Annotated in this window: 29 protein-coding genes; 14 read left to right on the top strand and 15 right to left on the bottom strand. The window is 61.7% G+C overall.

The genetic code is table 11. From position 1 onward, the window contains the following. The first annotated feature begins 130 nt into the window (after window positions 1–130). Together AC1DX4_RS16685 and AC1DX4_RS16680 are read left to right on the top strand one after the other, a co-directional pair. A complete protein-coding gene (locus AC1DX4_RS16685; RefSeq protein WP_477221337.1) occupies window positions 131–3,907 on the top strand; it encodes a vitamin B12-dependent ribonucleotide reductase in 3,777 nt (1,258 codons plus the stop codon). 84 nt (window positions 3,908–3,991) lie between these two features. Continuing rightward, window positions 3,992–5,017 carry a DUF4238 domain-containing protein gene (locus tag AC1DX4_RS16680; protein WP_477221336.1) on the top strand — a complete coding sequence of 342 codons (1,026 nt, stop codon included), beginning with the start codon at window positions 3,992–3,994 and terminating at the stop codon, window positions 5,015–5,017. 74 nt (window positions 5,018–5,091) lie between these two features. On the opposite strand, the gene AC1DX4_RS16675 is transcribed toward AC1DX4_RS16680, so the two are convergent. From AC1DX4_RS16675 to AC1DX4_RS16650, 6 genes are all read right to left on the bottom strand, one after another. Continuing rightward, window positions 5,092–5,712: a hypothetical protein gene (locus AC1DX4_RS16675; RefSeq protein ID WP_477221335.1), complete on the bottom strand. Its 621-nt coding sequence runs from the start codon at window positions 5,710–5,712 to the stop codon at window positions 5,092–5,094. Continuing rightward, window positions 5,705–6,226, bottom strand: coding sequence for a hypothetical protein (locus tag AC1DX4_RS16670; RefSeq protein WP_477221334.1), 522 nt, complete (start codon window positions 6,224–6,226; stop codon window positions 5,705–5,707). The genes AC1DX4_RS16675 and AC1DX4_RS16670 overlap by 8 nt, the downstream gene beginning before the upstream one ends. 43 nt (window positions 6,227–6,269) lie before the next feature. Beyond that, window positions 6,270–7,235 carry a DUF3592 domain-containing protein gene (locus AC1DX4_RS16665; RefSeq protein WP_477221333.1) on the bottom strand — a complete coding sequence of 322 codons (966 nt, stop codon included), beginning with the start codon at window positions 7,233–7,235 and terminating at the stop codon, window positions 6,270–6,272. Window positions 7,236–7,347: 112 nt separating this feature from the next. Further along, a complete protein-coding gene (locus tag AC1DX4_RS16660; protein ID WP_477221332.1) occupies window positions 7,348–7,740 on the bottom strand; it encodes a lysozyme inhibitor LprI family protein in 393 nt (130 codons plus the stop codon). Between the two features lie 162 nt (window positions 7,741–7,902). Continuing rightward, window positions 7,903–8,511, bottom strand: coding sequence for a class I SAM-dependent DNA methyltransferase (locus AC1DX4_RS16655; RefSeq protein WP_477221331.1), 609 nt, complete (start codon window positions 8,509–8,511; stop codon window positions 7,903–7,905). A 39-nt stretch (window positions 8,512–8,550) separates the two neighbouring features. Then, window positions 8,551–8,712 (bottom strand): hypothetical protein, encoded by a 162-nt coding sequence (locus AC1DX4_RS16650; RefSeq protein WP_464610746.1) that lies wholly within the window; start codon window positions 8,710–8,712, stop codon window positions 8,551–8,553. Window positions 8,713–8,816: 104 nt separating this feature from the next. On the opposite strand from AC1DX4_RS16650, the gene AC1DX4_RS16645 reads away from it, so the two are divergent. From AC1DX4_RS16645 to AC1DX4_RS16635, 3 genes are all read left to right on the top strand, one after another. After that, window positions 8,817–9,764: a LysR family transcriptional regulator gene (locus AC1DX4_RS16645; protein WP_477221330.1), complete on the top strand. Its 948-nt coding sequence runs from the start codon at window positions 8,817–8,819 to the stop codon at window positions 9,762–9,764. Continuing rightward, window positions 9,761–10,132, top strand: coding sequence for a VOC family protein (locus tag AC1DX4_RS16640; protein ID WP_477221329.1), 372 nt, complete (start codon window positions 9,761–9,763; stop codon window positions 10,130–10,132). Before AC1DX4_RS16645 ends, AC1DX4_RS16640 begins: the two co-directional genes overlap by 4 nt. A 135-nt stretch (window positions 10,133–10,267) precedes the next feature. Beyond that, window positions 10,268–10,456, top strand: a complete 189-nt coding sequence (locus AC1DX4_RS16635) for a hypothetical protein (RefSeq protein WP_027045554.1) — start codon at window positions 10,268–10,270, stop codon at window positions 10,454–10,456. Between the two features lie 110 nt (window positions 10,457–10,566). Here the strand turns inward: AC1DX4_RS16635 and AC1DX4_RS16630 are convergent, their stop codons facing one another. Then, window positions 10,567–11,655, bottom strand: a complete 1,089-nt coding sequence (locus tag AC1DX4_RS16630; protein WP_477221328.1) for a glycoside hydrolase family 25 protein — start codon at window positions 11,653–11,655, stop codon at window positions 10,567–10,569. 236 nt (window positions 11,656–11,891) lie between these two features. Between AC1DX4_RS16630 and AC1DX4_RS16625 the strand changes: the two genes are divergently transcribed. Further along, the gene (locus tag AC1DX4_RS16625) at window positions 11,892–12,875 is read left to right on the top strand and encodes a DUF1402 family protein (protein ID WP_477221327.1); all 984 of its coding nucleotides are present in this window, start codon (window positions 11,892–11,894) and stop codon (window positions 12,873–12,875) included. A 25-nt stretch (window positions 12,876–12,900) separates the two neighbouring features. Continuing rightward, the gene (locus tag AC1DX4_RS16620; RefSeq protein ID WP_477221326.1) at window positions 12,901–13,536 is read left to right on the top strand and encodes a DedA family protein; all 636 of its coding nucleotides are present in this window, start codon (window positions 12,901–12,903) and stop codon (window positions 13,534–13,536) included. Here the strand turns inward: AC1DX4_RS16620 and AC1DX4_RS16615 are convergent. The 3 genes from AC1DX4_RS16615 to AC1DX4_RS16605 form a co-directional block, all read right to left on the bottom strand. Then, on the bottom strand, window positions 13,520–14,311 hold the full coding sequence (locus AC1DX4_RS16615; RefSeq protein ID WP_477221325.1) for a phosphodiester glycosidase family protein: 792 nt from the start codon (window positions 14,309–14,311) through the stop codon (window positions 13,520–13,522). The two genes, AC1DX4_RS16620 and AC1DX4_RS16615, sit on opposite strands and share 17 nt — an antisense overlap. Before the next feature lie 119 nt (window positions 14,312–14,430). Then, the gene (locus tag AC1DX4_RS16610) at window positions 14,431–15,054 is read right to left on the bottom strand and encodes a transglutaminase-like cysteine peptidase (protein WP_477221324.1); all 624 of its coding nucleotides are present in this window, start codon (window positions 15,052–15,054) and stop codon (window positions 14,431–14,433) included. Window positions 15,055–15,187: 133 nt separating this feature from the next. After that, window positions 15,188–16,060, bottom strand: a complete 873-nt coding sequence (locus tag AC1DX4_RS16605; protein ID WP_477221323.1) for an undecaprenyl-diphosphate phosphatase — start codon at window positions 16,058–16,060, stop codon at window positions 15,188–15,190. 166 nt (window positions 16,061–16,226) lie between these two features. On the opposite strand from AC1DX4_RS16605, the gene AC1DX4_RS16600 reads away from it, so the two are divergent. Further along, entirely contained in the window at window positions 16,227–17,132 is a 906-nt protein-coding gene (locus tag AC1DX4_RS16600) for a hypothetical protein (protein ID WP_477221322.1), read from the top strand. A gap of 6 nt (window positions 17,133–17,138) precedes the next feature. Here the strand turns inward: AC1DX4_RS16600 and AC1DX4_RS16595 are convergent, their stop codons facing one another. Both AC1DX4_RS16595 and AC1DX4_RS16590 read right to left on the bottom strand, forming a co-directional pair. Beyond that, a complete protein-coding gene (locus AC1DX4_RS16595; RefSeq protein WP_477221321.1) occupies window positions 17,139–17,351 on the bottom strand; it encodes a hypothetical protein in 213 nt (70 codons plus the stop codon). A gap of 161 nt (window positions 17,352–17,512) precedes the next feature. After that, on the bottom strand, window positions 17,513–17,911 hold the full coding sequence (locus AC1DX4_RS16590) for a GFA family protein (protein WP_477221320.1): 399 nt from the start codon (window positions 17,909–17,911) through the stop codon (window positions 17,513–17,515). Between the two features lie 117 nt (window positions 17,912–18,028). Between AC1DX4_RS16590 and AC1DX4_RS16585 the strand changes: the two genes are divergently transcribed. Continuing rightward, entirely contained in the window at window positions 18,029–19,057 is a 1,029-nt protein-coding gene (locus AC1DX4_RS16585; protein ID WP_477221319.1) for an isopenicillin N synthase family dioxygenase, read from the top strand. A gap of 33 nt (window positions 19,058–19,090) precedes the next feature. Here AC1DX4_RS16585 and AC1DX4_RS16580 read toward each other — a convergent pair whose 3' ends face one another. Both AC1DX4_RS16580 and AC1DX4_RS16575 read right to left on the bottom strand, forming a co-directional pair. After that, on the bottom strand, window positions 19,091–19,576 hold the full coding sequence (locus AC1DX4_RS16580; protein WP_477221318.1) for an SRPBCC family protein: 486 nt from the start codon (window positions 19,574–19,576) through the stop codon (window positions 19,091–19,093). Between the two features lie 123 nt (window positions 19,577–19,699). Next, complete coding sequence (locus AC1DX4_RS16575) at window positions 19,700–19,948, bottom strand: ParB N-terminal domain-containing protein (protein ID WP_172234816.1); 249 nt, start codon at window positions 19,946–19,948, stop codon at window positions 19,700–19,702. A gap of 161 nt (window positions 19,949–20,109) precedes the next feature. Here AC1DX4_RS16575 and AC1DX4_RS16570 point away from each other — a divergent pair, with 161 nt between their 5' ends. Further along, window positions 20,110–20,526 (top strand): acyl-CoA thioesterase, encoded by a 417-nt coding sequence (locus AC1DX4_RS16570; protein WP_477221317.1) that lies wholly within the window; start codon window positions 20,110–20,112, stop codon window positions 20,524–20,526. Between the two features lie 15 nt (window positions 20,527–20,541). On the opposite strand, the gene AC1DX4_RS16565 is transcribed toward AC1DX4_RS16570, so the two are convergent. Beyond that, the gene (locus AC1DX4_RS16565) at window positions 20,542–21,501 is read right to left on the bottom strand and encodes a LysR family transcriptional regulator (RefSeq protein ID WP_477221316.1); all 960 of its coding nucleotides are present in this window, start codon (window positions 21,499–21,501) and stop codon (window positions 20,542–20,544) included. 143 nt (window positions 21,502–21,644) lie between these two features. On the opposite strand from AC1DX4_RS16565, the gene AC1DX4_RS16560 reads away from it, so the two are divergent. The 4 genes from AC1DX4_RS16560 to AC1DX4_RS16545 all read left to right on the top strand — a co-directional run bounded on the left by AC1DX4_RS16560 (window position 21,645) and on the right by AC1DX4_RS16545 (window position 24,573). Further along, a complete protein-coding gene (locus AC1DX4_RS16560; protein WP_477221315.1) occupies window positions 21,645–22,427 on the top strand; it encodes an ABC transporter substrate-binding protein in 783 nt (260 codons plus the stop codon). Window positions 22,428–22,492: 65 nt separating this feature from the next. Beyond that, window positions 22,493–23,140, top strand: coding sequence for an amino acid ABC transporter permease (locus AC1DX4_RS16555; RefSeq protein ID WP_477221314.1), 648 nt, complete (start codon window positions 22,493–22,495; stop codon window positions 23,138–23,140). 12 nt (window positions 23,141–23,152) lie between these two features. Beyond that, a complete protein-coding gene (locus tag AC1DX4_RS16550) occupies window positions 23,153–23,812 on the top strand; it encodes an amino acid ABC transporter permease (RefSeq protein WP_477221313.1) in 660 nt (219 codons plus the stop codon). Beyond that, window positions 23,809–24,573 carry an amino acid ABC transporter ATP-binding protein gene (locus AC1DX4_RS16545; RefSeq protein ID WP_477221312.1) on the top strand — a complete coding sequence of 255 codons (765 nt, stop codon included), beginning with the start codon at window positions 23,809–23,811 and terminating at the stop codon, window positions 24,571–24,573. Before AC1DX4_RS16550 ends, AC1DX4_RS16545 begins: the two co-directional genes overlap by 4 nt. Window positions 24,574–24,575 lie beyond the last annotated feature (2 nt).

Here is a 24,575-nt window from a genome sequence, read left to right as displayed (position 1 = left end):
TGCTGGGGGAGATCGCGAAATGGAGAGCCGGCCGTTTTCGAACGCCGGCAGACGGCGGACATGCGCGTTTCGCATTGGGGGCAGAAATCCCCTGACGAAAGCGCTATATATAGACAAAAGGACCGGACCAATGCGCATCGAGCGTCGCTTCACCAAGCCAGGCCAATCAGCTTATGCGGAGATCGAATTCCGCAAGGCCCTTTCCGAGATCAAGAATCCGGATGGCTCGGTGGTGTTCCGCTTGGACAACATCGATGTGCCGGCGCAGTTCTCCCAGGTCGCCGCCGACATCCTGGCGCAGAAATATTTCCGCAAGGCTGGTGTCCCCGCGCGGCTGAAGAAGGTCGAGGAGAACGACGTCCCCTCCTTCCTGTGGCGCTCCATTGCCGACGAGGCCGAGCTTGCCAAGCTGCCGGAAGCCGAGCGCTACGGGTCCGAGATCGATGCCCGCCAGGTCTTCGACCGGCTGGCCGGCACCTGGACCTATTGGGGCTGGAAGGGCGGCTACTTCAAGACGTCGGAGGAAGACGCGCGCGCTTTCCGCGATGAGCTTGCCTATATGCTGGCCACCCAGCGCGTCGCACCGAATTCGCCGCAATGGTTCAACACCGGCCTGCATTGGGCCTACGGCATCGACGGCCCGAGCCAGGGCCACTTCTATGTCGACCCCTTCACCGGCAAGCTGACCAAGTCGAAGTCTTCCTACGAGCACCCGCAGCCGCATGCCTGCTTCATCCAGGGCGTGCAGGACGACCTCGTCAACGAGGGCGGCATCATGGATCTGTGGGTGCGTGAAGCGCGCCTGTTCAAATACGGCTCCGGCACCGGTTCGAACTTCTCGCTGCTGCGCGGCGAAGGCGAAAAGCTGTCCGGCGGCGGCCGTTCGTCCGGCCTGATGAGCTTCCTCAAGATCGGCGACCGCGCGGCGGGCGCCATCAAGTCGGGCGGCACGACGCGCCGCGCCGCCAAAAWGGTCATCGTCGACGCCGACCACCCCGATATCGAGGAATTCATCGACTGGAAGGTCAATGAAGAGCAGAAGGTCGCCTCGCTGGTGACCGGCTCCAAGATCGTCAAGAAGCATCTTGAGTTGATCATGAAGGCCTGCGTCAATTGCGAAGGCAATGGCGACGATTGCTTCGATCCGGCTATCAACACGGCGCTGAAGCGCGAGATCAAGGCGGCCAAGAAGGACGCGGTGCCGGAGAACTACATCTACCGCGTCATCCAGTTCGCCAAGCAGGGCTACACCTCGATGTCGTTCAAGACCTACGACACCGACTGGGATTCGGACGCCTATCTGACGGTTTCGGGCCAGAACTCCAACAATTCGGTGTCGCTGAAGGACAATTTCCTGCGCGCCGTCGAGCAGGACGCCGACTGGCACCTGACCGCCCGCAAGGACGGCAAGGTGTTGAAGACGCTGAAGGCGCGAGATCTCTGGGAAAAGATCGGCTACGCCGCCTGGGCATCGGCCGATCCGGGCCTGCACTTCAACACGACGATGAACGACTGGCACACCTGCGCTTCCGCCGGTGCGATCCGGGCCTCCAACCCGTGCTCGGAATACATGTTCCTCGACGACACGGCCTGCAACCTCGCCTCGATCAACCTGCTGCCCTACCGCAATGGTGACGGCACGATCGACATCGCTGCCTACGAGCATACGGTGCGGCTGTGGACCATCGTCCTCGAAATCTCGGTGATGATGGCGCAGTTCCCGTCGAAGGAGATCGCCAAGCAGTCCTACGAATACCGCACGCTCGGCCTGGGCTACGCCAATATTGGCGGCCTGCTGATGACTTCGGGCATTCCCTATGACTCGGACGAAGGCCGCGCGATCTGCGCCGCACTCACCGCGATCATGACCGGCATGGCCTATGCCACGTCTGCCGAAATGGCCGCCGAGCTCGGCGCCTTTGCCGACTACGACCGCAACGCCCAGAACATGCTGCGCGTCATGCGCAACCATCGCCGTGCCGCCTATGGCGACAAGGACGGCTATGAGAAGCTGGCCGTCAATCCGGTGCCGCTGGTCGCTTCCGACCTCAAGCAGGAGGCGCTTGTCGAGCATGCGAAAGCCGCCTGGGACCGCGCCATCGAGCTTGGCGAGGAGCACGGCTACCGCAACGCGCAGGCAACCGTCATCGCGCCGACCGGCACGATCGGCCTGGTCATGGATTGCGACACCACCGGCATCGAGCCTGACTTCGCGCTGGTGAAGTTCAAGAAGCTCGCTGGCGGCGGCTACTTCAAGATCATCAACCGCGCCGTGCCGGAAGCATTGCGTACGCTCGGCTATTCCGAAGCCCAGCTGGCCGAGATCGAGGCCTATGCGGTCGGCCACGGCAATCTCAACCAGGCGCCGGCAATCAACCCCGGCTCGCTCAAGGCAAAAGGCTTCACCGACGACAAGATCACCGCACTCAATGCGGCGCTGAAGTCGGCCTTCGACATCAAGTTCGTCTTCAACCAGTGGACGCTCGGCGCCGACTGGGTGAAGGAGACCTTTGGCTTCACCGACGAGCAGCTCAACGACTTCTCGTTCGAGATCCTGCCGGCGCTGGGCTTCTCCCGCAAGGACATCGAGGCCGCGAACATCCATGTCTGCGGTGCGATGACTTTGGAAGGCGCGCCCTTCCTCAAGGCCGAACACCTCGCCGTGTTCGACTGCGCCAGCCCGTGCGGCAAGATCGGCAAGCGCTCGCTGTCGATCAACAGCCACATCCAGATGATGGCGGCGGCGCAGCCCTTCATCTCCGGCGCCATCTCCAAGACCATCAACATGCCCAACGATGCGACGGTGGAAGACGCCAAGGGCGCCTACATGCTGTCGTGGAAGCTGGCGCTGAAGGCCAACGCGCTTTACCGCGACGGCTCGAAGCTGTCGCAGCCGCTCAATGCCTCGCTGCTCGCCGATGGCGAGGAGGATGAGGACGATGCGGTCGAGCAGCTGATCGCGGCCCCGGCCGCGGCACGTGCAGCACAGATCACCGAGCGGATCGTCGAGCGCATCATCGAGCGCGTGTCGCGCGAGCAGGAAAAGCTGCCCGGTCGCCGCAAGGGTTATACCCAGAAGGCCAAGATCGGTGGCAACACCATCTTCCTGCGCACCGGCGAATATGATGATGGCCGCCTGGGCGAGATCTTCATCGACATGAACAAGGAGGGTGCCACGCTGCGTGGCCTTCTCAACAACTTCGCCATCGCGATTTCGCTCGGCCTGCAGTACGGCGTGCCGCTCGACGAATATGTGCACGCCTTCACCTTCACCAAGTTCGAGCCGGCCGGCATGGTCATCGGCAACGACGCCATCAAGAGCGCGACGTCGATCCTCGACTACGTGTTCCGTGAGCTGGCGATCTCCTATCTCGGCCGCAACGACCTCGCCCATGTCGACCAGTCGGATTTCTCCAACACCGCACTTGGCCGTGGCATCAGCGAAGGCAAGACCGACGCCGTCTCCAAGGGCCTGACCCGCGGTTCGCCGGTGAAGCTGGTGTCGAGGGCAATCGGCAACGAGCCGAAAGGCTTTGCCGGCTCCACCACCCCTGCCCGCTCGGCGCCGACCGCCTTCTCCGGCTCCAATGTGCTGGCGCTGAAGCCGGCCAGCGACGAGGCGGTCGCCTACAAGCGCGACTATGAGGATCGCGCCAAGGAACTGGCCGAAGACATCGCCTTCGAGGAAGCGGCGGGGGCTGCTTCCGACACCACGGCGGCACTGTTCACCGACGCCGCAGCCAATGAAGCGGCCGAAGCGAAGAAACTCGCCGCCGACCGCCGTGCCAGGTCACTGCTGCAAGGCTACACCGGCAATTCCTGCTCCGAGTGCCAGAACTTCACCATGGTGCGGAACGGGACTTGTGAGAAGTGTGACACGTGCGGCGCCACGAGCGGGTGCAGCTGAGGGATTACCGGGAAAGCCCCAACAACGGCACCACTAGGACTCGGCTCCCAATACGCGAAAACGTGTTGGGAGCTGATTTTCGCAATGGCACCAGAACCGAAGCAACAGCACTACATCCCAGAGACCTACTCTAAGCACTTTTCCAACGAAAAGGGGCACATCACCGTTTATGACACGTGGGACAATTGCAGAGTTTTTTCCACGTCCCCAAAGGCAGTTTTCAAAGAGAAATACCTATATTCTCAGCCGGTTCACGCTGAAGGGCGCTTTGACAATGCCATGGAGCGGCTTTTCTCGGACAAAATAGAGAGCGGCTGGGACCAAACTGTCAGACTCATCTGCGGAAAGAAGGAACTCTCGAGAGGCGAGATTGCGCAGTTTATCGAGTTCCTTCTATCTATGCGATGCCGCGTGCCGAATGCGCTCAGAGCAGTCATGCAATTGTTGCGAGATTCTGTCGTGCAAGTTTCCGGTCAAATTTCCGAACCTGTGCCAGACGTTTTATTGACAGCTTACCGCAAGGCAACGGGAAATCTTTCGAGTTCGGTTGGAATGCAAGATATATTGGATTCCGGAATCGTCAAAATAGGCATAGACCCGCATACTGCTATCCTATCAATGCATAATATTGTTCAAGGCATGTCTTCTGTAATGGATCGCTTAAAAGTTCCGACGTTCCTGCACAACAAGACAGACGTTGATTTTATCTCTAGCGACAATCCGGTTTGTTACTTCATAGCAGGCGCACATTTAGATCAAATCATTCCCTACGACGTAAAAAAATCAGATGAATTCGAATTGATTTTTCCGATAACTCCGCGCGTCGCAATGTGCGTTGATTCCCGAAGAAAGACATCTACACCACATAGGGACACGTACAGCAGCAAGACCATAACCCGCGTTAATGAGGTCATAGCTCTATTTGCTGACCGCTATGTATTTAATCGCCAAGGAAACATTGAAGTCTTGGTCTCAAAATACTCCAATAGGGGACCTATTCCCGACTTAGATCGCTCTATCATTGGAGACGGTTTCGTGCATCGTATTGGCTACAAAATCGGGCAGCCATCTGCTTTTTCAAATACTTGGGACTACCCATTTCACCGATAGAGTTTTCAAGAGGCATAGAGGACAGGCTCCACGATCCATTCGATTTAGAATAGATCAGAACCTGATCTTGGCACTTACCCCGCCGGCAACACCCGCAGCGTCTGCTCATCAAACAACGGTTCGTCCTGCCCGACACGAACGAACAGCACCTTCCGTCCCTCACCCGCCGGCACCTCGAAGTACTGGATGCCGTCAGGCATTTCGCCCCAGTCGCCGCAAGGTGGTTCGGGAACCTCATCGGGGTTGGCGAGCGCTTTCAGCTCTTTCGCGTAGGCGGCGTCGGGGCTGAATGTGTAGCGCTTGACGCCGGCGGGCACGGTACCCTCGGTGTAAGGCGCCAGCGCGCAGCGGGCACTGACGGCCTTGTCTGTCTTTTCCAGGAACAGGCGCAGCAAGGCAGCCTCGGCGGTTTCGCCTGGTTTGACGTCGAACACCTCGACCAGAGGATCGGCGTCACCGCCATCGCTGTATTTGATGGCGAGTGCGTTGCCGGTGAATTCGAAATGGATCTGGCGGAAGCCGAAATCGCAGCGCTGCGCCCAGGCGGCAAGGCCGATCGTCTTGTCGGACAGTTTTTCCCAGACGCATTTGTCGATCGGCGGGCGCGAGGGCGCCGGTTCGTCGGCCACAGCGGATATCGTCGCGGATGCAAAAAGGGCGCAGGCGCAGGTGATCGATCTCATGGCGCTAGTCATCGCTGCATCCTGTCAAGGTGAAGGCATCCCAGGCCGAGCCATCCGGATTGGCGTTGGCGAAATCGGCCCATTCGGTGAAAGCCACGCCGAAATCAGGCAGGAGCAGCCCTTTCGGCGCCGGTGTCGCTTCGCGCGAATTCAACTGCTCGGCGCCGCCGCCGGTCAAGGCGTAGACTTGGCCGTCCCATATCCGGCACAGCCCGCTGCCGTCTTGCAGCCCCGCTTCGCGGTCGTCGTCGGTACAGGTGTGGCGGATGGTGCCGAGCGGGAAAGAATTCCTGCCGTTGGTCCAGGTGATGTCGGCCGGCAGGTTTTTGTCGGTGTTGGGCACGGTCAATGAAAACACCTGCGCCGTCAGCGCTGCCGGCTCGTTGTCGATCGGCCGGAATTGCAAAACCGCGCCCGAGCGCGGCTCGCGGTAGGCGGCGTGACTCAGCAGACATTCCTTGGCGCTCGCCGCCTGCATCGGGCCGAGCAAACCCAGGACAACAAAGGTCAGTTTGCGGATGATCACCAGATATCTCCGGGAAAGCGTTGTGGAAGCCAAAAGCCTGTCCTCAGACCAATCCGACCAGCCAGGCAGCGGCGCCGAGAAAGCCTGCCGAACAGACCCACAGCACCCAGAGTCCCCTTACCCGGCATTCGAGCACGGCCGAGGCGGGGTTGGCGGGGTCGTAGTGGACGTCGACGTTGCCGCCCTCGGCATAGCTTCGTGCCTGACCGCTGACGAGGCCGGGCAACGTGGCCGTGACCGTGGCGCCGAAGGTGACACGGTCTGAACTGTATTGTTGGCCGGCGACGCCGTAGCTGTAGACGATGCGGGATTTAAAGACGGTGCGCCAGCGTCGATAGCCGCTATAATTTCGCAACGCCTGCAGACCTGAGGACTCGATGCGACCGGCGGCGACCGGCCATTTTGCCGCTTGCGCGGCGAGCGATCTCTGGGCGAAGCCCATGCGCAGGATCATCAGGCCCATGAACATCAGCAGTGCAGCGGCTCCAAGGTTCTGCGGCTTGCGCAGATGCGGCCGGATCGCCTCGAGCAGACCGCCGACGGAAAACACCAGCACCAGCGCGCCGACCACCAACCCCGCCGAGAGCTGGAACATGAACTTGAAAGCGCCGTCCGGCATGGTGCGCTCGATCACGGCCTTGCTCGGATCAGCCGGATTGTAGAAGACGGTCACCTCGGCGCCGCGGGGAAACTGCGCAAGCGTCTCAGCGACTTCGAAATTCCCCAAATTCTCCTTCACGCTGTAGCGCGAGCTTTGAAACTTCTTGGCGCCCACCTTGTATTCGAAGGTGATCGCCGGAAAATTGCGCATCTCGGTGGTATCGCTGCTGTCCGAGCCGACGCCCGAGCTTCTGACCTCACGCGCCTCGACGCGCGACGAGATGATCTTTCCCGGCGTCGGCAGCCAGCGGCTGAGCGCCCGCACCTCTCGCCATTTCAAAATGGTGATGAGCGACAGGCAGCCCGCGACCACGCAGACAAAGCCGACAAGCAGAATTTTGAGTTCCACCCTGATCCCCCCGGAGTGCAGGAACCGGCACTAGACAGCACCGCGGCGGCAATGTCTCGCTTATTCGCAAAGTCGGGAGGGGACCGGCCCGGCAAGCATCAGTGGCCGCCGCCTAATCATCGATCGCCATGACGCGAACATACCCCTCCAGCAGGAGCGCGCGATCCCGGATGACATTGGTGGCGTCGGCTGCCTGCATGGGCACGTACATCGTGCCTTGCCTTGTTTCATAGAGCGCGTCGCGCGCCTTCGCCTCGGCGTCGCGGAAGGCGAGCCAGGCGCGCTGCGACAGGCGCAGTTGCTGCGCAGCCTCGCGGGGCAATTCGTGCATCAGCGTCGCATAGGCGGCATTCATGCGGTGATCATAGTCACCGGTTGCCGCGGCCTCGCATTCGGTTTGGCCAGATGTAGAGCCATTGGCCGGGTCGTTCAGGCAGCGGTCGAGTGTGTCGGCAGTCGGGTCCTTCAGACCCGAGGCCATCAGCTTCGCGGGCAGCGCTGTCAACAGGCAGGCCAACGCTCCGCAGATGAGCCAAGACGTCCCTGTCAGCTTGTTTCGCATTTCGCCCCTCGAAGATGGCCGTAAGCATGGTGAAAACCACGCATTACAAGATCATCCCTGCCATTGTGGAGGCAATATGCCCGAACGCAAGCCGGCGTCGGCACGTCACGCAGGCCTTACAGCCAGGAACGTGTTCCATTCTTCGTCATTGCGGCCGAGGTTGAAATCGTCCCTGAGAAGGACCAGCCCGGCGGCCTCGAGGCGGGCCACAAAATCGTCCCGGCGCCAGTAGACGGTATGATATTTGCCTGATGTCTCGCCATCGCCGTTGCGCATCGATACGAGGAAGGCGCCGCCAGGCCGCAGCGACCCGGTTATCCTGGCAAGCACCTGGTCGGTCTGGTCGCGCGGCACATGGATCAGGACGGCGAGCGCCAGGACGGCGTCATAGGGGCCGCCGAGATCATCGGTGAGGAGATCGAGAAGCTCGCCATGCTTGCCGCGCGCGGCCTGCAGCTCGAGAAATCGTTTCGTCGCGTCGGTGCGGCGAACCTTGACGCCCAGGTCCTCCAGAAAGTCCGCGTCGTAGCCCGCTCCCGACCCGACTTCCAGAATCCGGCCTTCTGTGCCGGCAATCGCCACAAGGCGCTTCAGCGATGCCTGCTCTCTCTCGTTGGGGACATGCCGCACGATGGCATCGTAGCGTTCCGCATAGTCCTCATAAGCAGTGATCGTTTGACGGCTCTTCGCCAGAGCCTGCGACAACACATCCACCTTTCCCTCCCTTGCATCCCGTGTGGGTCAAAAACGTCTTCAGCGACTGGTGCCGGGAGGTACGTGCCCGTCGAGCACGCCGATGTCGCGCAGAAAATGATCCGACAGCGAACGGTGGTCGAGCAGGCCGCGCCTGCGGGGCCTGAACGGCGCGGTGAAGAGGTCGAGCATCGGACGACGAAGCGTGTTGTAGAGGGTCATTGCCGTGTCCTTTCAGGTTCGAGTTGATGACAAGACCATGCCTGTTTGCGGCCTTGGTTTCCAATCGAACCTCGCGTACCATGCATCAGGAGGATTGATGCATCATGAGCTGGGAACTGCCACCGTTAGGGGCCATCCGGGTCTTTGAAGCCGCAGCTAGACTGGGCAGTTTTACCAAGGCGGCCGAAGAGCTCGGCATGACCCAGTCGGCGGCCAGCTATCAGATCAAGGTGCTGGAGGAACGCGCCGGAACGCCGCTTTTCATAAGAAAAACAAGACAGATCGCATTGACCGAGGCCGGACAGCACTTGGCGCCGCACGCCACGGGCGCGTTCTCGGCCCTGGCGGATGCCTGGGTCGCCACCAAGGGTGGCGCAAGCGGCGTGCTTTCGCTGACGACCATGGCAACATTTGCATCGAACTGGCTGGCCGTGTGGCTTGGAACATTCCAGCTGATGCATCCCTCCCTCGCCGTGAAGGTCGATACATCGTCCCGGCTGGTCGATTTCGGGCGCGAGGGCATGGATATCGGCATCCGGACAGGAACCGGCAAATGGCCTGACCTGACCGCCCACTATCTGTTCAAGGCCGACTACACGCCGATGCTCAGCCCAAAACTGGCCGAGAGCGTCGGCGGCATCCGCCATCCCGAAGACCTCTACAAGGTGCCGCTATGCGGCCCTGACGATCCCTGGTGGAGAATCTGGTTCGAAGCGGCCGGCGTGCCCTTCGATCCCGCTCGTGTCATCCCCGGCCCGGCACTCGGCGGGCAGGCTTATGATGCGATGGCAGCACTGACCGATCAGGCTGCTGCCATCCTCACGCAAAACCTCTACAGCGCCCTGTTGGCGAAGGGGCAGCTGATAAAGCCTTTCGACATCGTCGGGTCCGATGGTGACGGCTATTGGCTGGTACACCTGGAAAGCCGCCGCAACGTACCGAAGATCAAGGTGTTCCGGGATTGGGTGCTTGCCCAGACCGCCGACATTCGAGACCAGGAAGCGCGCCAGACGCAGGCTGACAAGGTGCCGTCGCAACGGAGGACAAAATGATCGATCACATAACCATCGAAGTGGGTGACCTGGAGAGGAGCAAGCTCTTCTATGAGCTCGCATTCGCGCCCCTGGGATATCACCTGTCCTTCGGCAAGGAAGAGGTGTTCTGGGCCTTCGATATCGGCAATGGCTGCCTGTTCGAGATCCAGCGAACCGGCGAGACACCGCCGCTCACCCATGTGCACGTCGCTTTCCGCGTCAGCAGCAAGGCAGAGGTCGATGCGTTCTATCGGGCAGCGCTGGAGGCCGGTGCCAAAGACAATGGCGCACCCGGCCCGCGTCCCGACTATGCGGAGAATTACTACGCCTGCTTCGTGCTCGACCCCGACGGCTACAACATCGAGGCGATGATCAACGAGCCGTGAAGCGGAAGACGCGCTAGCCTCTCAATGGCGTAGCATTGTTGACTTCGCCGAATTGCAGAAGGGTAATTTGACGGCCGAAGCGATCGGCTTAAAAAGGGAGGAGACATCCTCGAGACAGCAAGTCGGGAGACGGGCATGAGCGATGAAGCCGACGATGACAACGACATCGTGAACCAGCTTGCCTATGTCAGGGCCGATCCAACCCAGCACGATACGCTGACGCTTCTGACCATGATCGACGCGGCGCTTGCCGAGATCATGAGCTTGAGGGCGAGGTTGCGGCTATGCGAGGAACGCAATGGCGGAAGCCGCCAGCTCCAATGAGGATCAGCCGGCGGCGACGCTAAGGGCTAGATTCTTTTTGACGCAATTCCCAAGGGAAAGCGCTCTGCGCTTTTCCCGGGAAAACTGTTCACACTTTTTCTGGAATTGCTCTAGTCCGCGTCCGCCATCACCTGACGACCGCCACCACCGGCCCAGGCACGCCATTGCCGCTCGTCGCCATGGAAGACGTTGAGGTCGATGCGGCCGGTCACGCCATGCGACAGGCCGGAGCCGGAATACTGCCAGAACAGCCATTTGCGGCCGGGATAGACCTTTGACGGATGCCTTGCCACCGCGCGCAGCCAGAAGGGATAATCTAGAAAGGCACCCTGCAGATTGTCGCGATAGAAGTCGGGCGCGGTGTAGATGATCGGACGCTGACCATAGTGACGCTCCAGCTTGTCCATGAACACCTGCATCTTCTCCAGCACCTTTTCGCGCGACGGGCGCCGCTGGCAGGAGGAGTCGCCATTCCACTCGACGTCGATCACCGGTGGCAAGGCGCCATCCATCTTGGGCACGTTGCGGATGAACCAGTCGGCCTGCTCGCCGGCGGTGCGGCACCAGTAGAAGAAATGATAGGCGCCGCGCTTCAGCCCGGCGGCATCGGCATTGCGCCAGTTCTTCATGAACATCGGATCGAGGTGGTCGCCGCCGTCCGTCGCCTTGATGTAGGCGAAGTTGGCGCCCTGGGCGCGCAGCTTGCCCCAGTTGACGTCGCCTTGCCAGCGCGAGACGTCGACCCCATGGACGGCGAGATGCCTGGGCGATGACCGGCCGAAATTGATCGGCTTGGCGTCGCGAAAGCCGTAACGCATGATCGACCCGGCAAACATGGGCGGCCCATTGCGGCTCAATAGCTTCGACGGCGACACCAGTGCAGCTGCTTCGACCGGCGGCTCGGCACTGTCGGGCAGCTCAGGACTGTCGGGCAGCTCTGGCGTTGCGAGCATCGCCGTTTCTTCTTCCGCCAGGCCAAAAGGCCGAGCAGGTTCGTCCACGGGCGCTGCCTCGGCCAGCTTGCGTGCTCTGGCTTTGGCCACAGGCACGGATGCGATCGGCGCGCTTGGCCGCACCACCGAGCTGGTGGTCTCGTTCGACGGTTTTTGCATGTCGAGCGCGTCCATGCCCGATGTCGACGAACAGCCGGCAAGGCACAGCGCTGCGATCACGAAACTGACGACGCCTGGTAACCGCATCTGGACCTGTACTCAAAACACAACAGACCGAGGGCGACGGCCCACGGACAACCAGCCTAGTTATGAACGAGAAATTACCAATAAAGTTTGAATCAAGTTTTTTACCATGACTGTGACCCGTTTCAGACATTCGACGCCGACGGTCGGCCCAGCCTTGACAGCGCCATGATGTGGCTGTTGAGACGAGGGGGCGGCGGCCGCCGCCGGCATGTCCCACGATTCCCAAAAGGCGCCCGATGATTGCGTTGCAGCGGCTTCTCCTGGTCCCCCTGCTCGCGGCCCTCGCCTGCGGCGGCGCGCTCCTGGCTGAGACCGCGCATGCCAGCGGGCTGGTCGTCGTTCCTCCCGGCAATCGCTCTGAGACGCAACCGACGATCCCGGATGCGTCGGCGACCAGAACCCGCGCCTTCAAGACCACCTACGCGGAAAAATACGAGAAGATTATCGCGCTGCTGAAGCGCGAGAAGAAGCTGGTGGCGCATATCAAGCAGGTGGCGGCCGCCTACGACATCGACCCCATCCACATCGTCGGCGCATTGGTCGGCGAACATACCTACAATGTGACGGCCGTCGGCTCCGTCCAGACCTACTATGTAAAGGCGCTGTCCTATTCCGGCCTCGACTTTGCCTTCCGCTACAAGGGCGTGCCGGTGCAGACCTTTGTCCAGCGGCCGGAATTCGCAGCCTGCACTGAGGCCAAGGACAGTTCCACCCTGTGGAGTTGCCGCGACAGGGTGTGGGTGGAACATTTCCGCGGCAAGACGGTCGACGGCGTCACCTATGATGCCCAGACCTTCCAGCAGGCATTCTTCCAGCCCTTCTTCGCCGGCCAGACATTCGGCCTCGGCCAGATCAGCCCGCTAACCGCGCTCGAAGTGACCGATCTGGTCAACAGGGTGAGTGGCTACGATAAGCTCACGCCGGATCATCCGCAGGCGATCTATCGCGATGTCATGGATCCGGACCGCAGCATCGTTTACATCGCCGCGATCGTGCGCGACGCCATCAACGCCTACAAGGAACAGGGCTTCGACATCTCAGGCAATCCGGGGATCACGGCGACGCTCTACAATGTCGGCCAGCCCCGGCAGCGGGCGGCCGATTTGCGCGCGGCGGTTGCCGGCGGCAAGGGCCGCAAACTGCCGGTCGAGAATTATTACGGCTGGCTCGTCAACGACAAGCTCGACGAACTCAGAAGCCTGCTCGACAGCGGTAGCTGAGAAACGCTTTTAACAGGGAGCCTGCGTGCAGTCGTTCATCGACCAGAGCGTTTGTTTCATCGAGAACCATCAGGCGTGGGCCGGCCTCGTGGTCGGGCTGCTGGCCTTTGGCGAGTCGCTGGTGCTCGTCGGCATCCTCTTGCCCGGCACGACGGTGCTCATCATCGTCGGCGGGCTGGTGGGAGCCGGCATCGTCCAGCCGCTGCCCGTTCTTCTGGCTGCGATGATCGGGGCGGCGCTCGGCGATACCATCTCCTATTTCCTCGGCAAATGGCTCGGGCGCGGTGTCGTGCATAAATGGCCGCTCAACCGTCACCGCCGCGAGGTCGCCAGGGCACGGCTGTTCTTCCACCGTTACGGTTTTTGGGCGGTTTTCGTCGGCCGCTTCTTCGGCCCCGTCCGCGCCACCGTGCCGCTGGTCGCGGGCATGATGGGCATGCACCGGCGCCGCTTCCAGATCGCCAACATCCTGTCGGCGATCATCTGGGCTCCGGTCGTGCTGTCGCCGGGATGGCTGGTGGCCAAGGGCGCCGGCAGCATCCCCGAGCTCGATGTGACCAGCCTGTCCGGGTTGGCGGCGATCGCCGTGGTCGCCTTGGTCATCATAGCGGTGATCGCGCTCAAGCTTCGAGCCAAGCGAGAGCCTAGCCCCTCTTCCTGAACACGCCGATCATCGGTCCCAGATTCCAGTAATCATCGTTGCGGCCGATCGCGGGCGCGAACAGGCTCGATATCGTGCCGTCGAGAAACAGCGCATTGTCGCACCCGAGCGCGTCGCGGAACAGCCGGGCGAATGCATGGAAATTCACCGTGCCGTTCGAAATGGCAAAGACCGCGACACCATCCTTGCGCACCCCGACCCCGTCGCGGGACTTGCGCGACGTGCCGTCGGACTGGAATTTAGGATGAAGCTGGCCGTCGATCACCAGCATCGGCCCGGATTGCGTGGCATAGTCGGTGGATGGGCGCTTCCTGACAAAGTCCCTGGTCGCGCGAACCGCAGCCTTGCCTTGGCTGATGTAGAAGATGCCGTTCGGCTGCAGCGAAAAATTGCCGCTTCCCGATCCGGTCTTCACACCAGCCATCTCCTGGCCACGCTCGACATAGAGGCCGACCGGCCTGAGGTCGGGATGATACATGCCGGCATTGATGGCAAACAGCATGGTGCGGCCGGCGGCGCGCTGGGCGTTGTCGAGATTGTGCAGCGACTGAAACGGCTTGCCGGCCGGATCCTTCCAGAACAGCTCGATCGAATAGAGTTTCGGATCGACCTCGCAGACCAGATAGCTGCTCGCCTCGAAGGCAAAGTCACGGCACGGCGGCAGCGACACAAACCATTGGCCGAATGCCATCGTGGTGGCGACCGCCTGCGGCAGCGCGGCCTTGACCAAGCCCATCAGCAGGGGCGCCGCGTTGAGAAGCGTCAGAAAATCCATGCATCTATCCGATTACCAGTTCCAACGAGCGGCCGTGGATAGCACCGTCGACCGGCACTATGAAGACCGGTTCGGGGGCATGGATCAGGATATGCAGCCGGCGCCGCCGGGCGACGAGACTATTTGACTGAGCTGACCAGCTGTTCGTCGCCACCAAGGATGGAAACCCAGTGCCCGGTGTTGTCGCTCGCCTGCCGTTTCAGATAGCGATAGCTGGTCTGGTTCCAGAGGCGGACCTTGTCGGTCAGATTGTCGAGTATGAAGTCGCCCTTGTCGGTACGTACCGTCAGCACGGCGTGACCTTCGCCATCCGGCTTACGAACCACCGTCATCAAAAGATTGGCTACGGCGATGCCCAGGCTGTTGAGCTCACGCCGCTTTTCCAGGGCGTAGTCCTCGCAGTCGCCGAACCCGTTGTCGGGATAGGCCCACCACTCGTCCTTGCCGTAATTGTCCATGTCGCTCATCGGCTTGACGCGCGTGTTGACCGAGAGATTTACCGCCGAGATATCGTGCAGCAGCTTGCTGGTCATATGTTCCGGTTCGCTGTTGGGCGAGCGGATCGAGCATTCGGCGACATGGATCTTGCAAAAATCATAGTGGCCGATCGGCTGGGAGGTCGAGCCGCCGACAACCATGGAAACGGGTGCGGCGTAAGCGGAACCCGCCGCACAGAAAGCGGACAGCGCAAACGCCAGCCCCAGCCTCTTCGCCTTGCGGCGCCAACCCATCGAGGATGCCATTCGGCCCCACCAATCTGTTTTGTTAACAGAATGTTAAGGGCTGTTATCTTCCGAAGTCAATGAATGCGGCCGATCACATCTCCGGGGGATCGACTCATGCATCCAAGTGGTGCCGGCGCGCAACACTGGCCTGTCAAGCCAGCCATCCCATCGCCACGCTCAGCAACAGGATGACACCAAGCAGGCCGCGATAGATCACGAAAGGCCAGGCCGAGAAACGTTCCAGCACGCGCATCAGGCCCCAGATGGCGAAGAAGGCGGAGATCGAGGCAACGACCAGCCCGACGGCCAGAACCGACCAGCCATGAGCGTCGAGATGAACCTTGTGCAGTTCCCACAGTTCCTTGAGACCGGCTAGTGCGATCGCCGGCAGCCCGAGCAGGAACGAGAAGCGCGCCGCCTCTGCGCGTTTGAAGCCGAGCCCAAGTGCGGCCGTCAAGGTCGAGCCCGAGCGCGAGACGCCGGGGATCAGCGCGCCGATCTGGGCGATGCCGACAAGCAGCGCATCGGCCAGCGACGCTTCCGCGATGGTGCGCTTGTGGCGGGCGAAAATCTCGGCCAGCGCCAACAGGATCGCCATGGCGATGCAGGACCAGCCGATCACGCTCAGGCTGCGCAGCGGCGAATTGCAGGCGTTGAGCACGCCCGATAGCGCGACGCCGGCAATGACGATCGGGATCGTCGCCAGAACGATCCAGGAAGCCAGCTGGAAATGCCGGTCGGTGAAATCGCGCCGCGTGAGGGCGTCGAGCGAACCGAACAGGAGATCCCTGACATCGCCCCAGAAATAGCTGATGACGGCGGCAAGCGCGGCAAGCTGCATCGCGGCGGAGAAGGCAGATCCCGGATCCTGCCAGCCGAGTACCGCCGGCACGATGCGCATATGGGCGGTCGAGGAAATCGGCAGCAATTCGGTGATGCCTTGCACCAGGCCGAGAAAGGCGACCTTGGCATATCCCAGGCCAACAAAGCCGGTGTCTATGCCTTGAGTGCAGATGTCAGCCATATCGAGCCTTTCTGTCGAACAACCATGAGCGGCGATCCCCGCCGAGCAATAGTCTGGCGGTCCCCGGAATCCTATTTACGGATTTGTAATGCGCCGCTTGACAAGCCGCGCATTCATATTATCCTTCGCTAATCTTACACTGTAAGATAAATGACGGAGGAGAGCCATGCTGACCGCCCTGTCAGAGTTGCAGCCCCAAACCGAACCGCACCCGCCTGGCATCGCGATCGAGGGTGTCTCGCGCGACCTCAGCCGTATTATCGAGCGCGCCGAGCTGAACGCCTGGCTCGACCTCTATGCCGCCGCGCCGGCCGATTTCGCCGCAAGGCAAGGGCTTTCGATCGCGAGGGAAGGCGACCTCGCCTGGACCACCTGCACGACGATCCCGTTCGTCCATTTCAACTGCGTGAAGAATTTCGGCGTCGACAGCCCGGCCTCGGAAGGCCAGCTCGACGCGCTGTTGGCGCATTACCGCGCCGCCGGCATTTCGCGGCCCTGGTTCTATGTCAATCCACACACCGAACCATCACACCTCAGATGCTGGCTCGAGGCGCGCGGCCTGCAGCGCCAAGGCGGCTGGGAGCGGATCTATCGCGAGGCGGAACCGTTGCCATCCGCGCCGCTCTTTCCGAGTGACGGAATTTCCGTCGAACGCGTGACGACGGCAACGGCAAGCGAGTGGGCCGGCTTCATCGACAGAAGCTACCGGCTGCCCACTTCGCCCTGGCTGCTGGCTGTGGTCGGCCGGCCGGGCTGGCATCACTACATGGCCAGGCAGGATGGCGCAGTGGCGGCGGTGCGCTCGCTGTTCATCGGCGCCGACGGCGCGGCCTGGAGCGGCATCGAAGCGCCGGTGCCCGGCATCATGGCGCCGAGCTTCGATCTGGATGCCATGCTTGGAGAAGCGCTGGTGCGCGACGGTATTGCGGCCGGCGCGAAACTGTTCGTCGCCGACATCGAGGCGCCACATGAGGAGCGCGACGGACCGGCCTATCGCAACTATGCACGCCTGGGCTTCAGAATCGCCTATTTCCGCAGCCATTACAGCTATCTGCCGGCCAGCTCAAACTGACCGCGCCTAGTTGCGCAGCCATTGCTGGAAACAGCTTTTGACCACCATATGGGCCGGCGGAACAACCGGCTGATCGGCGGGTGCGTCATCGATCACCCGGCTACGAACCCGTTCGAGCAGCATGCGCACCTGTTCCGGGCGCACACGGTCGCGCTCCATGACAAGCAGGACCATCGGATCGCTCAAAAGCTCGTCCAGGGTGCTGATGCTGTCGTTCATCCGTCGTCTCCTCGAATGCCGGCCCGCGCTGCATAGATAGGAAGACAAAGATGGCCCGCCAATGACGTTTTGCCGGCTATCGCGTGATGATTTGGATTAAATTTTGGTCATGGTCGCGCGCTTCCGTTTCCGCCTGAGTCCCTGGGGAGAAGGAAGACACTTCAGCCTGGCGGCGGAGCGCCTGCATGTTGCGGCAGGCCATCATCGAGCACCACCCAGGGCTGTTTCGAGGCGGTGAAAATATGCATCTGCGGCTTGAAGCCCGAGGGATCGTCAAGCGAGCCGGTGGTGATGCCGATGATGCCGGCGGAATCGCGGCGCGAGAACATCGTCGTGCCGCAGCTCGGGCAAAAACCGCGCTTGAGATCGGGCGAGGTGTTCACGGTCGCCAGCGGCCCCTCGATGGTCACATCATCGATGCGAAACAGCACGCGCGCATTGAAGGCGGCGCCGATCGCCTTCTGGCAGAGCCGGCAATGGCAGACGCGTTCGTTGATGGGCGCTGCGTCGGTGCGATAGCGAACCGCTCCGCACAGGCACCCGCCCTGATGTTTGGTCATTACCGTGATCCCTGATGAGGAGAATGTGTGGCCAAGGTAATGGTGGGACCGATTGGGTCAATTGAAAAGCTTTGATACAACGCCATCGATTACCGTGATGGACGCAGGACTTAAGCCATGACCCAAGGCATCGAGACCATCGGCATTGCGGATCTGTTCGGACCGCCCTCGCCCACCCGCGACCGCACCGATGCCAGGATCATGGCTGCTGCCTCGGGGATCGGTTTCATGGCGGTCCGCGATTTTCCAGGCGACGCCTGGCTGACACCGGACGGCAGAGCGCAATTGCTGCGCATCTTCGCCCTACCCGACGCCGAGAAGCAGAAATTGCTGCGCTGGAATTTCGACCGCAGCAAAAAGAACGTCTATCGCGGCTGGTTCCCGCTGCAGCCGACAGCCGTCTCCTACAAGGAAGGCATCGACATGGGGCCGGATCTCACTGACACGGCGCGCGTCTCGGCCTCAGACGATCCGCTGTGCGAGCCGACGCCCTTGCCGGCCGAAGGTACCCTGCCCGGCTGGCGCGCGGCAGCAGCCGATTACTACCGTGCGATGGAGACGGTCGGCAACGCGCTGATGCGGTCGATCGCGCGTGGGCTTGGCCTGCCTGAAACGATCTTCGACCCCTATTTCGAGCATGGCATCTCGACGCTGCGCCTGATCCGCTACCCCTTGCGCGACGCCAATGCGGGCATCGACATCAGCGGGCCGGAATTCTCGGTGGTCCACAAGGGGGAGATGCGCACCATCATCGGCCGCGAACATGCCGATTCCGGTTTTGTCACCTTGCTGGCGCAGGACGGCGTCGAAGGCTTGCAGGCAAAAAACCTCGCCGGCGAATGGATCGACGTGCAGCCGGCCAACGGCACGCTGGCGGTCAATTTCGGCCAGTTGCTGGAGCGCTGGACCGGCGGACGTGTGCGGGCGACGCGGCACCGCGTGATTGCGCCGAAGACGGCGCGGTTTTCGATCCCGTTTTTCTACGAACCGCGTGTCGACGCTGAGATCGCGCCGCTGCCACTGAGCAGCGCCGAGCCCTTCGAGCCGTTTTTCTATGGCGACTATCTCTGGGAGTCGGCGACGAATTTCGTCGAGATGAGCGGCATCAAGCATTTGCGCCTGCCACGCCGCGCCAGGGCTTGCTAAGCCGGGCGCGGTCGTCGTCAGGGCGGTCCGAATTCAAAGCGTCTTGGCGAGGTCTTCGAGCTGGTCGGTGCACTGGCCCCAACCGACGTGAAAACCCATTGCCTCATGCTGTTCGCGGTCGGCGACGCTCCAGTGGCGGACGCGCGCTATGTAGCGGGTCTTGCCCTCGCCTTCGTCCTCGAAGGTCAGCACGCCGGTCATGAACGGCTTCTCCGATGGCTCCCATGCCTGTGTGTAGGCATCGGTGAAGACGATCTTCTTGCCGGGAATGACTTCCAGGAAAACGCCGGGGTTGGGAAACTCATTGCCGTCGGGACCGGCCATGACGACAAGGCTCGAGCCGCCGGTGCGCACATCCATTTCGGCGCGCGGCGTCGTCCACGGCTTTGGCGCGAACCACTGGGTCACCAGTTTCGGGTCGGTCCAGCAGCGATAGACGTTCTCGCGCGGCGCATCGATGATGCGGGCGACAACCAGTTCGCGGTCATTGGCGGGGGCGATATCGAGCTTGGTGGTCACGGTGGTCTCCTCGGGTTTGATCTGGCTTCCGTCCCAAGGACGAGCCCACAGAACACAACCCGACATGGCCAGCGAAAAAACTCTGGAGATTACGTGCTGGGAGAACGGCGAACCGAACTCGCGTCAGTGGCGCTTGGCTTGCACCAGATAGGCGTCGATCTCGGTCTCGCCGAGCCATTTTGCCGCCTCGAGCCGATGCAGGCCTTCCACCAGGATATGGCGCTTGCCGTCGTGGCGAACCTGGATTGGCGTCTTCATGCCATTCTCCAGTATGTCCTCGGCGAGGCTCCGCACAGTCTCGGGGTGCAATGTCTTCTTGCGCGCCGTCGGAACGTAGATATCGTCGAGCTTGACCTTCTGGACCCTGAGCATGCCTATCCCCATGGCGGAAACGCCGCCTTCCCTGAGATAGTAGGTTTGCTGAAGGCGGCCAAGGGCGCGGCTAACGAATACCAGGCAGGCGTAGCCGGTTTGCCTGTCCTCGCGCATTTCGATATGGCGTCTCGCGATCTTCAACGAAGGCGGAACTTCCCATGAGCAAATCTCTCGTCACCTTTGTCGGTGTCGCGCATCCCTGGATGTGCGATGTGATGGGACACATGAATGTGCGCCATTACGCGGCGATGTTCGACGATGCCAGTTTCCAGCTTCTTGGCCATATCGCCGGACAGGATGGCAACCAGGCTGCGGCAACCGGATGGGCCGATGTGCGCACCGAGATTGACTATCGCCATGAAACGAGGGCCGGCTCGCTGATCACCATCCGCTCGCATGTGGTGAAGATCGGCCGCACCTCCGTCACCTTCGAACAGGTGATGTCGGGATCGCTCGACAGCATCGTCCATGCATCGAGCCGGACCACCAGCGTGCGCTTCGACCTTGTCGCGCGTGCCTCCGTGGCGCTGGATGAGCCAATGCGCTACCGTGCGGCAGCCTACCTCGTCGACTAGGTCGGCTTCCGGCGTTCAACCGTTGTAGATGCGCTCCTCAAACGGCGTCTCGGCGATCAGTGCCTGCAGCCCCGCCAGCAGCGCCTTCTCGGCCCGATTCATCGCCTTGTCGGGGTTGGTAAGCAGGAAGATGTCGATAGCCGGCGGCGCGTCGTAGGGCGGCAGCCGCCACAGCATGCCATCGGCCACGTCGCGTTGCGCCACATGCAGCGGCAGCGGCCCGATACCGAGCCCGGCGACGATCATGCGCCGCACCTCTTCCAGGCTGGAGGACACGCCGACGACATCTGCGTTCAGCCGGGCTTCGCTACGCAACAGGGCAACCGGCCGTAACGCATCCGAAATATGGTCGGTCTGGAAGGAGACCGAGGGCTCGCCCCGCAGATCGGCAAGCGTCAGTCCGGCTTTTCCGTAGAGCCTGTGCTGCGGGCCGCAGAAGAAGCCGAAGAACTCGCGATAGACCATCGCATAATCCAGCGCCGGGTCGCGCTGGCTGACGAGGCAGATGCCGAAGGAGGCACGGCGTTCCCGCACCTGCTTGGCGACTTCGGTGCTTGCCGAAACCGAAATAGTGATGCTGGCGCGCGGGTAATTGCGATGAAACTCCGCCAGCGCGCGGTCGAACAGTGGCGAGACGACATGGCTTGCGGTGGCGATCATGACGTGGCCCGTAACGTCGTCGCTGATCCCCCGCATCAAGAGCGGCAGCTGCGATATCGAGCCGAACACCTCGACGCTCTGCTCATAGATAAGCCGCCCGACTTCGGTGAGCTCGAAGCGTGTTGCGTCACGCTCCACGAGCCGCCGGCCAACCCGGTCCTCCAGGCGCCGCAAGGCGTTGCTGACGCTGGGCTGCTTGAGGTTAAGGCGCTCGGCGGCACGGGTGATGCTCTTCACTTCGGCGATGACGACAAACGTCCGCAGAAGGTTCCAATCGAGGTCCCAGACCAGACGCTCGGGGCGCGGCAAAGCCATTCCTGAAATCTATGCTCCCTATTTCCATTATCTATTTGCGCAATGCTGGCGCAAAGGCAATCCTTGATGTCAGGAGAGCGCCCCAACGCCTCCCCCAACGCCTCACAAGAACAAGCCTTCACGCTCCATCCAGAGGAATTCAGATGAACAAAGTATTTTCGGGCATTGCGGTTGCGGCGCTGCTGCTTGCATCGACCTTCACGAGCGTTTCAGCCAGGGCCGACGATCTCGAAAAGATCAAGGCGGCGGGTGAACTGAAAATTTCCATGAGCGGGCAGTATCCGCCCTTCAACTTCGTCAACGACCAGAACGAGGTCGTCGGCTTCGACGCCGATATCGGCAAGGCCATTGCCGAGCGCATCGGCGTCAAGGGCACCATCATCACAACGGCCTGGGACGGCATCATCGCCGGCCTGCTCGCCAACAAATACGATACCGTGGTCGGCTCGATGACGATCACGCCGGAGCGCGAGAAGATGGTCGATTTCGTCGGCCCCTATTACCACGCCGGCCGCGCGGTTTTCGTGAACCAGGATTCCAAGGTGCAAAGCCTGGCCGACCTCAAGGGCAAGACCCTTGGCGTGACGCTCGGCGAGACGCACGAGAAATGGGCGCGTGAACAGGGCGGCTGGGACATCCGCACTTACAAGGGCCTGCCGGAATTGCTGTTGGAGCTGAAAGCCGGCCGTGTCGACGCCATCGTCGTCGACAACATTCCGGTCATGGTCGCCGTCAAGGAAACCGGCGAGAAGGTCCGCAAGCTCGACACGCCTGATATTGAAGGCGGCAGCGTCGCCATCGGCATCGCCATCCGCAAGGACAATCCGGAGCTCAAGGCCGCCATGCAGAAGGCACTGGACGGCATGATGGCCGACGGCACCTACGAGAAGATCTCCAAGCAGTGGGTCGGCAGCGACATCCGCTAATTTCCCCGGGGCTCAGGCGACGCAAATTCGCCTGAGGCCACGCGCCATTTCTGCTGGGCTGATCAATGGATTTCTCCTTGATGCTGCGCGTCTTCCCCTTCTTCGTGGAGGCCGCGCTGGTGACGCTGGAACTGACAGCGCTGGCCCTGCTTTTGGGGCTGGTTGCGGCAGCATTGGCCGCGGCCGGCAGGATGTCGAGGTCCGCGATCCTGCGCGCACTCGGCACGGTCTATGTCAGCCTGTTTCGCGGCACGCCCTGCCTGATCCAGCTCTTCGTGCTCTATTTCGGCGGCCCACAGATCGGCATCAATCTGGATCCGTTCGCGGCTGGCGTAATCGGCCTTGGCCTCAACATCGGCGCCTATATGGCGGAATCGATCCGTGGCGCGCTGGTGGCGGTCGACCGGGGCCAGGCGGAGGCTGCCCGCACGATCGGTTTCAGCCGTTTTCAGACTGTGCGCAAGGTCGTGCTGCCGCAGGCGGCCAGGCTGATGATTAGGCCGCTCGGCGTCAACACGGTCGCGCTCTTGAAGGGTTCGGCACTGGTATCCACCATTTCGGTGGTGGAGCTGACCTACACCGCCCAGCGCTTTATCGGCTCCACCTACAAACCGTTCGAGATCTTCGGCGTCGCGGCCTTACTCTACATGATCATGGTCTACGCCGTTGCCCGGGTCGTCGACCTGCTCGACAAGCGTTTCGCCATCGTCTGACGGGAGAGCACGATGCAAGGTCTCGATTTCACCGTCGTCCTACCCTACTGGAACCTGCTGTTGACGGGCGCCTGGTGGACCGCTGTGCTAACCGTCTCGGCAGGGGCATTGAGCTTTGTCTTCGGCATCCTGTTTGCCGTCATCGTGCTCTATGCGCCGGCGATCCTCGCCTATCCCGTGCGTGCCTTCATGTGGCTGTTCATGGGCACGCCGCTGCTGCTGCAGCTCTTTCTGATCTATTTCGGCCTGGTGCAGATCGGCATCGACATCCCGGCGCTGGCCGCCGGCATCGTCGGGCTTGGCCTGCATTTTGCCGTCTATAATGCCGACGTCATCCGTGCCGGCATCGTCGCGGTCGATGTCGGCCAGACGGAGGGCGCGCGCAGCATCGGCTTCGGCAAATGGCAGACGCTGCGCTACGTCGCGATACCGCAAGCCGTCCGCAACACGGCACCGCCGATCGGCAGTAATCTGATAGCGCTCTTGAAGGAGTCCTCGATCGTCTCCGTCATCGGCATCGCGGAACTGGTCCACTCGGCCCAGTTGGCGATCAGCGAAACGTTCCGCCCGTTCGAGTTCTACATCACCGCCGCCGCGCTCTATTACATCTTGAACCTCGTGCTCGAAGCGGCCTTGCATCGGTTTGAACGACATGTGGAGGTTTCCCGATGAGCACGCAGCGGCCAATGGTCGAGGTCCGTGGCGCGCGCAAATCCTTCGGCGCCGTCGAGGTGCTGAAAGGCATAGATTTGTCGGTCGAGCGTGGGCAGATCGTCGCGATCATCGGGCCGAGCGGCTCCGGCAAGAGCACGCTGCTGCGCTCGATCAACCATCTTGAGACGTTGAATGGCGGCGAAGTCTGGCTGGACGGTCTTCAGGTCAACCAGAAGCTGTACGGCCAGGCCTTCGAGCGACATATCAACAAGGTGCGCCAGCAGATGGGCATGGTGTTCCAGCACTTCAACCTGTTTCCGCACCTGACCGTGATCGAGAACATCACCATGGGGCCGGTGATCCTGAAGGGCATCGCGAAAGCCGACGCCCGGACCTTGGCGCATGGCCTCTTGTCCAAGGTCGGGCTTGCCGACAAGATCGACGCCTATCCCTCCAGGCTTTCGGGTGGCCAGAAGCAGCGCGTGGCGATTGCGCGTGCGCTGGCGATGCAGCCCAAGGTGATGCTGTTCGACGAGGCCACCTCGGCGCTTGATCCGGAACTGGTCGACGAGGTCAACGCGGTGATGAAACAGCTTGCCGCCGAACACATGACCATGCTCATCGTAACGCATGAGATGCGCTTTGCCGGCGAGGTAGCCGACCGGGTGCTGTTCATGGACGGCGGGGTGGTCGTCGAGGAGGGACCGCCGGCCGACATTTTTCGCGCGCCGCAGAAGGAGCGCACCCGCAGCTTCCTCAAGAAATATCTTTCCGCCTGAGC

The organism is Mesorhizobium sp. P3_A8 (assembly GCF_056402995.1).
This window is presented reverse-complemented; position numbering and strand designations above follow the sequence as displayed.